We start from the raw sequence: 12,522 nt of genomic DNA, 5'->3' as shown, positions 1-12,522 counted from the left end.
CCGCGGCCGGAAGGCGCCCTCGGGCGCATGCTGTGAGTGAGGCTGTCGTGACCTGTGTGCGGTCTCGCCGCCGTTCGGGGGGATACAGAATGTGATCGAGCTGTCGCTTTCCGCACCGAATCCTGGAGCCGTGGATGCAGAAACAGGAACAGACCGTCGTTCACCGTGGCAGGACCCTGGCGTGGGAGGGGTTCGTCACCGGGCCCGATCTGCTCTCGGCCGAGGAACTGGAGCAGGTCTCACGGCGTCTGCTCGGGACGGATCTGGCCGGTGCGAAGGAGGCTGCGGGCAAGGAGCTGCTGCCGTTCGGGGCACCGCGCGGCCAGGTACCGGCCATCGTGCTCGGCACCGCGTCCACGCTGAAGGGCTGCTTCGAGGCCGACGTGGCCCAACTGGCCCTCGGCCGCTCGCCGGACGACTTCTCGGCCTACAACGAAGCGCGGGCGGTGTATCTGGCCGCGCCGGGCGACCTGGTCGTGGGCCGGGGCGAGCCGTGGCGGCAGGCGGTGGCGGCGTCCGAGGCGGTTCCCGTGGAGGTACCCGAGCTGCGCTACTACTACCTGACGCACGCCCTGCTCGCGATGGCGGTCGACTCGCTCCCGGACCGGCCGGCCGGACCCCTGGAGCGCCTGGTCCGGCAGCTGAGCGCGGCACCGGAGACGGTGGTGCGGCTGTTCGCGATCGACACCGAGGCACGGGTGCTGCTGCTCTGGCTGAAGCGCGCGGCGGGCCTGGAGCAGCTGCGGGTGGACGCCAACGGGCCGGAGGTCGCCGAGCGCTGGAACCGGAAGACGACGCTGTACCCGACGGTCGAGGACGCGGTGGGCCTCGCCGCGCCGGGCGCGGAGCGCGCGCCGGAGACCACCTTGGCGGCCGAGGCCGAAGTGACCGCGTTCCACCGGGAGTTCGGTGTCCTGCTACCCCGGCTGCCCGGCTACTCGGTGTCCCGGGCCGGCGCCGACGAGGCGCTGCTGCGCCACCGGGTGCACACGGCGGCCCGCCTGCTGCGCGAGCGGTACGGGCTGGAGCTCGGCTGCTTCAAACCCGCCGAGGCACTCACCGGCAGCAGGATCCGCATGGCGGTGCCCCTCGCCGACGACGCGGCGCTCGACGCGCTGGCCCGCCAGGCGATGGAGACCGAGGAGGACTACGTCCTGGAGGCGCACACCCACTATCTGCGCCACCGCGTCCCCGGCTACGAGTTCATCCTGGCGCCCTCCGCCCATGTGGTGGCCGGGCAGCCCGCCGAGGGCGGAACGGTGCAGATCACCCGGGGCAGCGTCTGGGAGGGCAGCGTGTACGTGGACGAGGAGACCTGCGCCCGGTTCGACATCACGGCCGCTCAGTTCCGTGCCGTACAGGAGGGCATGGCGGCATTGCACGGTGCGTTCCAGGGTTCGGGGCGCGATCTGGGGTTCGTCAAGGGCGGCGTGGACTTCGCCATCGCCCGTCTGGGTGGCCGTTTCGGCCGGCGGACCGTGGTCGCCATGCAGGATCTGAACCTTTCCTCGAACGGTGCCGAGTACGTGCGGGCGTTCCTCGCCGAGGCGCGGGAGACGCTCGGCAGGCGGCAGGGGGTGTACGCGGCGACGAAGGTGGTGCGGCCGACGCCGGAGACGGATCTGAAGCGGCTGGAGGACAGCGTCGAGCGGCCCGGGCACGAGGGGTGGGCGCGGGCGATCACCTCCGTGGCCGGGCGCTGGGGTCTGATCGGGGTGGCCGCTCCGTGTCCGCGGCAGGCGGCGCAGGGGGTCCTGGAACTGGAGCAGCGGCTGCACCGCGCGGGGCTGCTGCGCACCAGCGTGTGGGACGAGTCCGTGCGGCCTGCCTGAGGCGGGGCCGTCAGGACCGCTTGTCCTGATGCGCTGGGCGGGTCTCCTCCCGGCCGCCTGCCGCGGGCTCCGGAACACGGTCCGCCCCGCGCTCCACGGGCACACCGTCCCCCTCCGTGGCGCGGCGGGCGAGGAGCAGTGGTCCGGTCATGACAGTGGTCAGCACTGCCATCACCACCAGGATCGAGTAGAACGCCTGGTCGATGAAGTGCAGTTGGAGTCCCACGGTGAGGATGACGATCTCGGTGAGGCCACGGGTGTTCATCAGCACCGCGACGGTCCGCACCTCCCGCCGGGGCAGTCCGGCCGCGGCGGCACCGAGGCCGGCACCGGCCATCTTCGTGACGACCGCCACCGCCAGCATGACCGCCAGCTCACCGAGGTGTGCCGCGCGGAACGTGGTCAGATCTACGCGGGTACCGGCGACCACGAAGTAGACGGGGAGCAGGATCTGGGTGGCCGACTTCTCCAGTCCGTCCATCACGGAGACCCGCAGCCGCTCCCCGGCGCCCTCGCGTGGCATGACCGCGCCGAAGGCGAACGCCCCGAAGACGAAGTGGATGCCGAGCCATTCCGTGGCCGCGCAGGAGGCCATGAGCCCGGCGGCCACCACGACCACGGCCGCCGCCGGGTCCGGTGCCCCCGCCCCGCGCCCGCGCAGCAGCCGGGCGGTCAGCGGGCGCACCACCCAGATCAGCAGCGCCAGATAGAGGGGGACGAACGCCATGTGCCAGGACTGGGTGCTGGTGAACAGCGCGGCGACGACGGCGAGGCAGGCCCAGGCGACGAGGTCGTTCACGCCCGCGGCGGCCATGGCGATCCGGCCGATGGGAGTGTGGTTGAGCCGTTGGTCGGCGAGGATCCGCGCGAGGACCGGGAAGGCGGTGACGGACAGGGCGACGCCGATGAACAGCACGAATCCCGGCGCGCCCGAGGGCGCGTGGTCCGCCGCGAACGGCAGCGCCGCGAGGCAGCCGCCGACCAGGGGCAACACCACCGAACCGGTCGCCACGCACAGGGCGGTACGGCCGCTGCCGCGCAGGAAGGCCGGGTCCATCTCGTAGCCGATGACGAACATGAACAGAGCCAGACCGACGTTGGCCAGCGCCCCGAGGAGCGGCTGGACCTCGTCGTACGGGACGGCGTGCCGCCAGCTCCAGGTCTGGGACAGCAGCGTCGAGCCGAGCAGCACACCGGCGACGATCTCGCCGACCACGGCCGGCTGCCCCAGCCGGCGGGAGCCCGCGGCGCACAGCCGCGCCACCCCCAGCACGAGGGCCAACGCCAGGAAGAAATAAGCCGTTTGATTGCCCATCACTTCCCCTTCGCCGCCGAGCTCCGGTCGGCGGGACGGTTGAGCACCGCCCGGCCGATGAGGTCGCGCATCACCTCGCTGGGCCCCGCGGCGATGGTGGCGGCGCGGGCGTCCCGCTGGGCGCGGGCCGCGTAGGAGGTATCCAGGTAGCCGTGCGAACCCTGCAGTTGCAGCGCGGTGTCGGCGAGCCGGCAGGCCAGCTCGGTGGTGTGCAGTTTGGCCATCGAGCACTCCACGGCGGGCAGTTCGCCCTGTTCGTACAGCCACGCGGTGTGGTGCACGAGCTGCCGTGCGGCCGCCAGTTCGGTCGCCAGGTCGGCGACGCGGTGCACGAGCGCCTGCTTGTGCGCGAGTTCCTCGCCGGCGACTTCGCGTGCGCGCAGGAAGGCGCGCAGCTCGTCCAGGGTGCGGTCCATGCCGCCGAGGGCCAGGGTGGCGGCGACCAGGCGTTCCAGCTGCAGTCCGCGCATGAGGTAGTAGAAGCCGTGGTCGAGCCGGCCGATGAGCCGGTCGGCGGGGATCCGCACCGCGCCGAAGGTGACGGTGGCGGTGCCTGCGGAACGCCAGCCGAGGGTGCGCTGCGGGGTGCGGGTGACGCCGGGCAGCGCGGTGTCGATCACCAGCAGGGACAGCCCGGTCGCGCCGCGGGGTCCGGATCCGCCGGGGGCCGTGCGCACCGCGGTGACGAGGAAGTCGGCGGTCATGGCGTTGCTGACCATCGACTTGGTGCCCTCGACGACGAAGTGGTCGCCGTCCCGCACGGCCGTGGTGGCCAGGCCCGACAGATCGGCCCCGGCGCCCGGTTCGGTGATCGCGAGGGCGGCCACCCGCTCGCCCCGCACGGCCGGCGCCAGGTACTCCTGGCACAGGCCGGGCCCGCCGACCCAGGAGAGGTAGTGCGTGGCCATGTAGGCATGGACGGAGACGGCCGCCCGCAGCCCGCCGAACCCGGTGCGGCCGAGTTCCTCCAGGAAGACGACGGAGGTGAACAGGTCGCGTTCGCCTCCGCCGACGGCACGCGGGTGCAACAGGCCCAAGTAGCCGCGCTCGCCGAGGAGTTTCCACACCGGAGTGGGGACGGTGTCCTGTTCCTCCCAGCGGGCGGCGTACGGCATCACCTCGGCGGCCAGGAACACGCGCACCTCCTCACGGAAGGCGGCGTGGCCGTCGTCGAAATAGGGTGACCTCACGATCCGTCGCTCCTTCGTCGCTCCGCCAGGCACAGCGTGATCTCGTCGTCGAGCAGCCCGAGCAGGTCCCGGGCACGTTCGTGCAGGAAGAAGTGGCCGCCGGCGATGGGGTGGGCGCGGAAGCCGTGCGGCGCGAGGGTCCGCCAGGCGGCCACCGCGTCCGGTGGGGCGACGTCGTCGTCCTCGCCCCAGAACGCGGTGACGGCCACGGGCAGCGGATCCGGTGCCGGGCGGGACCAGGTCTCGGCGAGCCGGATGTCCGCACGGAGCATCGGGTCGAGCATGGCCATCAGACGGGGGTCGGCGAGGACGTCGGCGGGTGTGCCGGCGAGTCTGCCGAGCTCCGCGCGGAATCCCTCCGGCGGCAGGTCGTGGATGGCGGGCAGGGCACGCGGCACATGCGGTGCCCGGCAGCCGGACAGCAGGACCCGCTCGGGCGGCCGGGCGAGAGGCCGTACGACGGTCTCGTAGACCAGCATGGCGCCCATGCTGTGCCCGAACAGCAGGTAGGGGGAGGCGACATGCTCCTCCAGCGCGGCGGCGAAGTCCGCGGCCAGCGACGGCCAGTTCGGCGGGACCCGCTCCCGCAGCCGGTTCTCGCGTCCCGGCAGCCGTACGGCGACCAGCTCGGTGTCGGCGGGGAGCCGCTCCGCCCACGGCCGGAACACGCCGGCTCCGGCTCCGGCGTAGGGGGCGCAGACCAGTCTCAGGCGGGCTTCCGGCCGGGGCAGCGGACGGTGGAACCAGCGTCCGGACTCCACGGTGCGGGTCCCGGCCGTGCCGGTCATGTCGGGTTCCTGTAAGGGTGTTGCGGCTCGGTACGGGTCCGGGCCGTCCCTGTCATATCCGGCTCCTGTCGGGCAGCTGCTGGGACTCGGTGCGGGCCGGGGTGGGCGGGGTCGGTGGGGCGGGGCGGTGGCGGGTGTGGGTCACGAAGGCGGTGCACAGGCCGGCGAGCAGGCCCCAGAAGGCGGAGCCGATGCCGAGCAGGGTCACGCCGGAGGCGGTGGTGAGGAAGGTGACGACGGCTGCCTCGCGCCATCGCTCGTCGGACAGCGCGCTGCTGAGCGAACCGCCGATGGTGCCCAGCAGGCCCAGCCCGGCGATGCCCGCCACGAGCGCCGGGGGCAGGGCGGTGAGCAGGGAGCCGACGGCTCCGCCGAAGACGCCGACGCAGAGGTAGAAGATGCCGGCCCAGACCGCCGCCGTATAGCGCCGGCGGGGGTTCTCGTGGGCCTCGCGGCCGGTGCAGATGGCAGCGGTGATGGCGGCGAGGTTGAGGCCGAACAGGCCGAGGGGCGCGAGCAGCAGGTTGACGCCGCCGGTCCAGCTGATGAGCGGCGACACCGGGACGTGGTAGCCCTCGTTGCGCAGGACCGCCACGCCGGGCAGGTTCTGCGAGGCCATGGTGACCACGAACAGCGGCAGGCCCACGCTGATCAGCACCTGCCAGGAGAAGTCCGGTGCGGTGAGGACGGGCGAGGCGACCTGGAACCGCACCCCGCCCAGATCCAGCGAGCCTCCCGCCGCCGCGGCGACGACTCCGGTGACCAGTGCCGCGATGACGGCGTAGCGGGGCAGCCAGCGGCGGGACAGCAGGTAGGCCACGAACATCGGGAAGACCACCGCGAAATCACCGTGCATGCTGCTGAACAGCCGGGTTCCGAACTCCAGGAGGACTCCGGCGAGCAGCCCGGCCGCCAGCGGCACGGGTATGCGGTCCATGCCGCGTTCGAACCAGCCCGTCACCCCGCACACGGTGATGAGGGCCGCGGAGAGCAGGAAGGCGCCCACGGCCTGGGCCATGGTCGCTCCGTGCAGACCGGTCGCCATCAGCGCCGCGCCCGGCGTCGACCACGCCGTGACCACGGGCACCCGGTAGCGCAGCGACAGGCCGATGCAGGTCACGCCCATGCCGACGCCCAGCGCCAGCATCCAGGAGGTGAGCTCGGCCTGGGTGGCGCCCGCGGCCCGGGCGGCCGTGAAGACGATCGCCGCCGAGCTGGTGATGCCCACCACGACGGCGATCAGCCCCGCCGCGACGGCCGACGGGGGCGCCGCCCGTCGCAGCAGGTGGTGCATGGAGCTCATGTACGCGCTGTCCTTTCGGGATCCCCACTTGCCTCGACGGCGGCGGCCAGCGCGCCGAAGGTGCTGTCGGTGAAGATCAGATCCGGGGTGAGGGCGTCCTCACCGAGTTCGCTCTCCAGGGTCGCCATCAGGCGTACGGCGGTCAGGGAGTCGCCGCCGAGGTCGAAGAAGTCCGCGTCGGGCCGTACCGCCTCCGGGCCGAACAGCTCCGCCCAGATCCGGGCGAGCACGGCGATCCGCGGGGAGGCGGGGACAGTCCGCTCCCGGGCGGGCCCGTGGTCGTCGGTGTGGGTGGTGAGATCGGTGGTGAGGGTGTAGTGGCCGGGTCCCGGCACCGAGGGCAGGCGCCGGGCGACGAGGTCGCGCAGTTCCTCCTCCAGCCGGCGCTGGGTCAGGCCCCCGACGGGTGCGGTGGGGGTCGTGGGCGCGGTGTCGGCCCGTGGGCGCCGGGCGTAGATGTTGTGACAGGGGGTCAGGGCAAGCCGCGCGTCCTGTTCGTGGGTGACGTCGAAGCCTCGGCCCCGCAGTTCGGCGAGGACGGCGGCGAGGCGTCCGTCGACGTCGTGGACCTCCAGCACGATCCGGTCGATGCGCGGCCACAGCTCGTCGTCGATGCCGTCCAGGACCTCGGCCTCGGCCTTCTCCACGTCGATCTTCAGCAGGTCGATACGGGCGAGGCCGTGTTCGTGGACGACGGCGGTGAGCGTGGTCACGGGTACCTGGCGGGTCTGCGCGGTCATCCGGTCGGCCGCGAGGCGATCCAGGTGCTCGCCCTGCTGTGCGTTCTCCCCGGTCAGCAGATAGCCCTTGAGTACCTCCAGGTCCTCGGCGGTGTCGGCGAACCGGCCCGACATGACGCTGTTGTGGGGGTAGAAGGTGAACTCCGCCAGGCCCTCGGCGCGGCCCAGCGCGGTGCGCAGGACGGTGGCGTCCACCTGGTGCAGCTCGGCGTTGACGGCGACCGCGTCGGCCAGCTCGGCGACCGGCTCGACGGCGATGATCCGGGCGCCCGGACTGCGCCGGGCCACGCAGAGCGTGAACATGCCGATGTTCGCCCCGACGTCCAGCACGACGGCGCCGGCGGGCAGGGTGATGCCGTGCCGGAAGTAGGCGTTGTCGGTGAAGATCTCGCGGTGGAGGAACTCCGTCTCGCTGCGGTTGAGTCCGGCCACCCGTACCTGTCCCGCGGGCTCGTGCCAGCCGAGGGCGGCACCGAGCCGGCCGGCCTCCTCCAGGGCGACGGAGCGGTGCAGCACGGCGGCCGCGGCGGGGTCGGGCACGATCCGGGCGTGCCCGTCGCCGCCGGTGTCGCCGGTGACCAGCGCGTCGGCCACCGCGGGGTGTTCCCTGAGCACCTCGGCCAGTTGCTTGTGCCGGGCGCTGTCGGCGATCTCGTTCATGTGCCCTTCCGTTCGGGGACCGTCACGGAGTGCAGGAATTCCCGGGCGAGCGCGACCAGTTCGCCGCCTCCGTCGAAGGCGGTGAGGTGGTCGCCGTCGGGCATCGTGCGCAGTTCGGCCCGCGGCAGGCTCGCGGCGACGAACTTCGAACCGGCGGGGTGGGCCGTGGTGTCCCGGTCGCTGGTGACGACCAGGGCCGGCTGCGGGGTGTCGAGCAGCCCACGGCAGTCGGCCGACATGATGGCCCCGTTCAACAGCCCGTACCGGCGCAGGAGTTCGGGGGTGGCGTAGGGGTGGATGAGGTAGTGGGCGATGTCCGGGCGCAGGGTCTCCAGTGTGCTGGGCCGGCTGATCAGCCGGTGCATGGCCGCCGCCTGGGCGCGCCCCCGGGAGACCATGGTCAGCAAGGACTCCACATCCCGCTGGTGAGCCGTCTTGGGTGCCTCGCCCCCGAGTTCGTAGTCGCCGTGCCACAGGCTCAGGGAGGTGATCCGGTCCGAGCGGGCGGCCGCCGCGAGCGCGACGACCGCTCCCCCGCACAGCCCCAGCGCATGGGCTTCGGCGATGCCGAACCCGTCGAGGACGGCCAGCACGTCCTCGCTCTGGGCGTCGAGCGTGTGGTCGGCCAGGTCGCCGAGACCCGTGCCGTCGGCGGCGGCGAACAGGCCGCGGCTCTCCCAGGTCACGACCCGGTACTCCGCGGCCAGGGCGCCCAGCCAGCGCGCCACCAGTCCGACGGGCATGCCGCAGGCGCTGACGACGGCGACAGCCGGTGCGTTCTCGGGGCCGGCAACCCAGCACCGGAGCGGCGTACCGTCCCGCGCGGGCACCAGCACGGCCGGCCCGGGAAAGGCGGCGAGCGCCGACCGTACCGCCTGCTCCTGCTCGCCGTCGGCGACGGCGCCCGGTGCGCGCAGCGCCAGCCGCCGGCTGACCGCGAGTTCCACCGCGGTCAGCCCGTCCGGCTCGCCCACCACCTCGACCTCGGGCAGGCCGAGAGCGAGGGTCACCCGGTCGAGCAGTTCCTGGGCCGCCGAAAGGGTCCCGGCGGGGAGGGGTTCGGCGGGCGCCACCCGCATGCGGTCCGGTACGGCGCGGGTGATCGACGCGGTGTCCAGCAGGGCGTGGGCGAGCGCCGCCGGCGAGCCGTCGCCGGGCCTGCCGCCCGCCGCGGACGGCGTCGGCATCAGGCCCCCGCCGGTGACTGGGTCACGAAGGGATGGTCGCGGGTGGTGCGGGTGGCGATGCGGTTGTGGCCGTACTTGTCGGCGCCGCTGACCAGGACCGCGCCGTACCGGTCCAGGCTGACCCGGCCGCCGTACTCCTCGATCTCGTCGGTGCCGGGGTAGATCTCCACGGACGTGGGCACATAGCGTGCCGCGAACCCCATCCGCATGTCCCGGGTGAGGCCCTGGTGCGGATGCGAGGCATGCATCAGGGTGGACCAGAACATGATGAACTGCCCCGCCCGCATCTCCATCGAGACGGCCTGGGACTCGTCCGGCTTCCAGTCCGGGTCGATCTGCAGCTCGCGGTAGTCGTAGCCGAAGAACCCGCGGCGCACGCCGTCCTTCTGCACGCTCGTGTTCCGGTCCGGCGCGTAGTGCATCCGCTTCGTCTCGTCGTAGAACATCGTGCGATGGGTGCCCGGGATGAACTGCAGACAGCCCATCTCGGCGCTCGCCTCGGTGAACGCGCACCACACCGTGATCGTCCCGCCGAAGTCCGAGCCGCCCGGCCACTGGATCTGCGGGGTGCCCGACGCGTTGGCGAAGGTGTCCGCCTGGTGCCAGTCGGTTCCCTCGTCCCCCGGGTGCTTCGGGAAGAACTCCGTGCGCCAGCACAGCACATCGGGGCCGAGCACCGAGGCGACACGGTGCGCGATCTCCGGCCGGGTGATGTGCTCGGCCAGGAAGGCGTGGTCGAGATGACGGTCGTAGTTGGAGATGTTCGTCGCCGCGGACACCGCCGCGTCGTCGCTGTAGACAGCCGCGCTGCGATCCAGCAGCTCCAGCCGGGTACGACCCCAGGTCTTCTTGATCTCGTCCGGCTCGTACAGCGTGAACGGACCGGCGAAGCCGTTGCGGTGGAAAGCGGCGAGGTCCTCGGGGCTCAGCGTGAAATCGGGCATGGTGCTCATGCGTCCCTCCGTGGTGGAAGTGGTACGGCAGGCCGGTGCGCCCGCAGCTCAGGCCGTCGGGGCCGTGCCGGACAGCGCCGCGTCGACATGGCGGGCCAGGGCCTCGACCGTCGCCCCCTCGATCAGCACCGTGATGTCCAGGTCCGTGCCGAACTCCTCGTTGACCTGGCCGAACATGCGCAGCAGGGAGAGCGAGGTGCCGCCGAGGTCGAAGAAGTCGGTGTCCCGGCCGACCTCGGGCAGTTCCAGGACTGACTGCCAGATCAGGGCGATCCGCCGTTCGCTGCCGGTGAGTTCGCCGGCTGTGTCCGGGGTGACGGCGACCGGGGCGAGCGCGGCCTCGGCGGTCGGCTCGGGCAGCCGGGCCTTGTCGACCTTGCCGTTGAGCGTGAGCGGCAGTTCAGGCAGGACGACGTACGCCGAAGGGCGCATGTGCGGCGGCAGGACGGCCGCGGCCCGCTCGCCGAGCCGGGGCGCGAGGACGTCCGCGGGGGTGCCGGAGGCGACATGGGCGACGATGCGCAGGTCCCCGGCGCCGTAGTCATGGGCGACCGCCACGGCGGCCGACACCTCCGCGTGCTGCACGAGGACGGCCTCGATCTCGCCGGGCTCGATCCGGTAGCCGCGGATCTTCATCTGGTCGTCGGCGCGGCCGAGATAGCCGTAGCCGCCGTCGGCCAGTGCCCTCACGCGGTCGCCGGTGCGGTAGCAGCGCAGCAGCGTGCCGTCCGGGCCGGGGACTTCGACGAACCGCTCCTTGTTCAGCTCCGGGCGCCCCAGATACCCACGGGCCAGCCCCGCCCCGGACAGATACAGCTCGCCGGGGGAACCGTCGGCCACCGGCCGGCCGTGCTCGTCCAGCACATGGAAGCCGAGGTCGGGCAGCGGCACACCGATCGGGCTGACCCCCGATGCGCCGATGTCGTCCGCGGTGACCGGCCGGTACGAGGCATGCACGGTCGCCTCGGTGATGCCGTACATGTTGACCAGACGCGGCCGTTCGCCGCCGTGGCGGTCGAACCAGCCACGCAGGGCGGCTGGTTCCAGCCGCTCGCCGCCGAACACCACGACGCGCAGGGCGGTCAGCGGATGCCGGGCCGTCTCGTCCACGGCGGCCAGCCGGACGAACGCCGACGGTGTCTGGTTGAGGACCGTCACGCGCTGCTCCCGGAGCAGTTCGTGGAAGGCCTCCGGGGACCGGGCCGACTCCTGCGACACGACCACGAGACGCCCGCCGAACAGCAGCGCGCCCCAGAACTCCCATACGGAGAAGTCGAAGGCCACGGAGTGGAACAGCGACCAGACGTCGTGCTCGTCGAAGCCGTACCAGCCCCGGGTGACGTCGAACAGCCGGACCACATGGCGGTGTTCCACCTCGACGCCCTTGGGCACACCGGTGGACCCGGACGTGTAGATCACATAGGCCAGATCGCCCGGGCCGGCATCGGCGGGCGGCTCCGACGCGGTGGCCGACTCGTCGAGGACCAGGACATCGACGCCCAAGTCACCCAGCGGCCCGGAGAGTTCGTCGGTGGTGACGAGGTGGGTGACGCCGCTGTCCTTGAGGGTCCAGGCGATCCGCTCCCGCGGATAGCCGGGGTCCACCGGGACGTAGGCGGCACCGGACTTGAGGATGCCGAGCAGACCGACCACCAGTCTGCTGGTGCGCGGGACGAGCAGGGCGACCAGGGAACCGGTCCCCACGCCCGCCTCCCGCAGCCGCCGGGCGACCGCTGCCGCCCGGTGATCGAGTTCCTGATAGGTGAGTTCCCGGTCTTCCGCCGTCACCGCCACCCGGTCCGGGAAGCGTGCGACGACATCTTCGAACAGCTCGGTGAGTGTGCGTTCCCCTGATTCCACTCTGATTCAATCCTGTTCGACGGACTGTATCCGGCGCCATGGGCCTGTGAAGTGCCGGTGCGGGCGCGCGCCACCATGTGGTGATCTCAGAAAAGGCGCGCCTGAATACGTCTACGCCTCATGGCTCGTTCAGCATACTACGTGGGCACATTCTGACCACGGTGCTTCCCCTTCCCTGAGCATGCCTCGGAGACACTCCCTCACGACGTAATGCACGCCACACGAGATTCGGGAACAAGACCGAGACCTGGGCGAACTCCGGCCAGCCTGACGGAAGATAGGGGTTGATAGGGGCAACTATCAAGCCATTGGCGGGAACTGGCTTGTTTCGGAATGATCGGCGAGCCGGCGAATTGATTCGGCCATTCCGACGTTCAACCGGAGATCGTTGTTTCCGGAAGCCCTTATTCAGAAGGACGGCCTGCCGGGGCGGGAGTGTGACAACAGGGCCGTGGGCACGGCCGGATCGTCAGAAGGGTGAGAGCCGTATCCGGGACGCGGACCGAAGTGCCGTATCTAGGTCCTCGGTGAGCCGGGCGGCCGTGTGGGCGGCGCCACCGGTCAGCCTGACCGTCTCCCGGAGGGGCTGCCACACCACGTGCCGGGCCGCCGACGGCTGCTCGCGGCGCGCGGGCCGGTACAGCTCCAGGGAGCTTCTTCAGCGGTGACTCTCCAGGGTGAGGACGGCCTTGGT

9 protein-coding genes are annotated in these 12,522 nt (G+C 72.0%); 1 reads left to right on the top strand and 8 read right to left on the bottom strand.

The genetic code is table 11. The features are described 5' to 3' along the window. Positions 1 to 134 precede the first annotated feature (134 nt). Positions 135 to 1,832, top strand: a complete 1,698-nt coding sequence (locus AV521_RS52180) for a hypothetical protein (protein ID WP_076082026.1) — start codon at positions 135 to 137, stop codon at positions 1,830 to 1,832. Positions 1,833 to 1,842: 10 nt separating this feature from the next. Here the strand turns inward: AV521_RS52180 and AV521_RS00040 are convergent, their stop codons facing one another. The 8 genes from AV521_RS00040 to AV521_RS00005 are packed head-to-tail and all read right to left on the bottom strand — an operon-like array spanning position 1,843 to position 11,828. Beyond that, positions 1,843 to 3,147, bottom strand: coding sequence for a cation:proton antiporter (locus AV521_RS00040; RefSeq protein WP_076082024.1), 1,305 nt, complete (start codon positions 3,145 to 3,147; stop codon positions 1,843 to 1,845). Continuing rightward, on the bottom strand, positions 3,147 to 4,337 hold the full coding sequence (locus AV521_RS00035) for an acyl-CoA dehydrogenase family protein (RefSeq protein WP_076082023.1): 1,191 nt from the start codon (positions 4,335 to 4,337) through the stop codon (positions 3,147 to 3,149). Before AV521_RS00035 ends, AV521_RS00040 begins: the two co-directional genes overlap by 1 nt. Continuing rightward, a complete protein-coding gene (locus AV521_RS00030; RefSeq protein WP_076082022.1) occupies positions 4,334 to 5,125 on the bottom strand; it encodes a thioesterase II family protein in 792 nt (263 codons plus the stop codon). Before AV521_RS00030 ends, AV521_RS00035 begins: the two co-directional genes overlap by 4 nt. A gap of 52 nt (positions 5,126 to 5,177) precedes the next feature. After that, positions 5,178 to 6,428 (bottom strand): benzoate/H(+) symporter BenE family transporter, encoded by a 1,251-nt coding sequence (locus AV521_RS00025; RefSeq protein ID WP_076082021.1) that lies wholly within the window; start codon positions 6,426 to 6,428, stop codon positions 5,178 to 5,180. Next, complete coding sequence (locus tag AV521_RS00020) at positions 6,425 to 7,828, bottom strand: FkbM family methyltransferase (RefSeq protein ID WP_076082020.1); 1,404 nt, start codon at positions 7,826 to 7,828, stop codon at positions 6,425 to 6,427. The genes AV521_RS00025 and AV521_RS00020 overlap by 4 nt, the downstream gene beginning before the upstream one ends. Then, the gene (locus AV521_RS00015) at positions 7,825 to 9,015 is read right to left on the bottom strand and encodes an alpha/beta fold hydrolase (protein ID WP_076082019.1); all 1,191 of its coding nucleotides are present in this window, start codon (positions 9,013 to 9,015) and stop codon (positions 7,825 to 7,827) included. Before AV521_RS00015 ends, AV521_RS00020 begins: the two co-directional genes overlap by 4 nt. After that, the gene (locus AV521_RS00010) at positions 9,015 to 9,968 is read right to left on the bottom strand and encodes a chlorinating enzyme (RefSeq protein WP_079249041.1); all 954 of its coding nucleotides are present in this window, start codon (positions 9,966 to 9,968) and stop codon (positions 9,015 to 9,017) included. Before AV521_RS00010 ends, AV521_RS00015 begins: the two co-directional genes overlap by 1 nt. A gap of 48 nt (positions 9,969 to 10,016) precedes the next feature. Continuing rightward, positions 10,017 to 11,828 (bottom strand): amino acid adenylation domain-containing protein, encoded by a 1,812-nt coding sequence (locus tag AV521_RS00005; RefSeq protein WP_256725365.1) that lies wholly within the window; start codon positions 11,826 to 11,828, stop codon positions 10,017 to 10,019. Positions 11,829 to 12,522 lie beyond the last annotated feature (694 nt).

The sequence above is a fragment of the Streptomyces sp. IMTB 2501 genome, assembly GCF_001953885.1.
In the GTDB taxonomy this organism is placed as follows: Bacteria; Actinomycetota; Actinomycetes; order Streptomycetales; family Streptomycetaceae; genus Streptomyces.
The sequence above is the reverse complement of the archived record's forward strand: the minus strand, read 5'-3'. Positions and strand labels throughout refer to the sequence as shown.

Excerpts from the sequence above, each read along its gene's own strand:
- AV521_RS00025 (WP_076082021.1), bottom strand. The coding sequence starts at position 6,428 with ATGAGCTCCATGCACCACCTGCTGCGACGGGCGGCGCCCCCGTCGGCC.
- AV521_RS00040 (WP_076082024.1), bottom strand. The coding sequence starts at position 3,147 with ATGGGCAATCAAACGGCTTATTTCTTCCTGGCGTTGGCCCTCGTGCTG.
- AV521_RS00030 (WP_076082022.1), bottom strand. The coding sequence starts at position 5,125 with ATGACCGGCACGGCCGGGACCCGCACCGTGGAGTCCGGACGCTGGTTC.
- AV521_RS52180 (WP_076082026.1), top strand. The coding sequence starts at position 135 with ATGCAGAAACAGGAACAGACCGTCGTTCACCGTGGCAGGACCCTGGCG.
- AV521_RS00015 (WP_076082019.1), bottom strand. The coding sequence starts at position 9,015 with ATGCCGACGCCGTCCGCGGCGGGCGGCAGGCCCGGCGACGGCTCGCCG.
- AV521_RS00010 (WP_079249041.1), bottom strand. The coding sequence starts at position 9,968 with ATGAGCACCATGCCCGATTTCACGCTGAGCCCCGAGGACCTCGCCGCT.
- AV521_RS00020 (WP_076082020.1), bottom strand. The coding sequence starts at position 7,828 with ATGAACGAGATCGCCGACAGCGCCCGGCACAAGCAACTGGCCGAGGTG.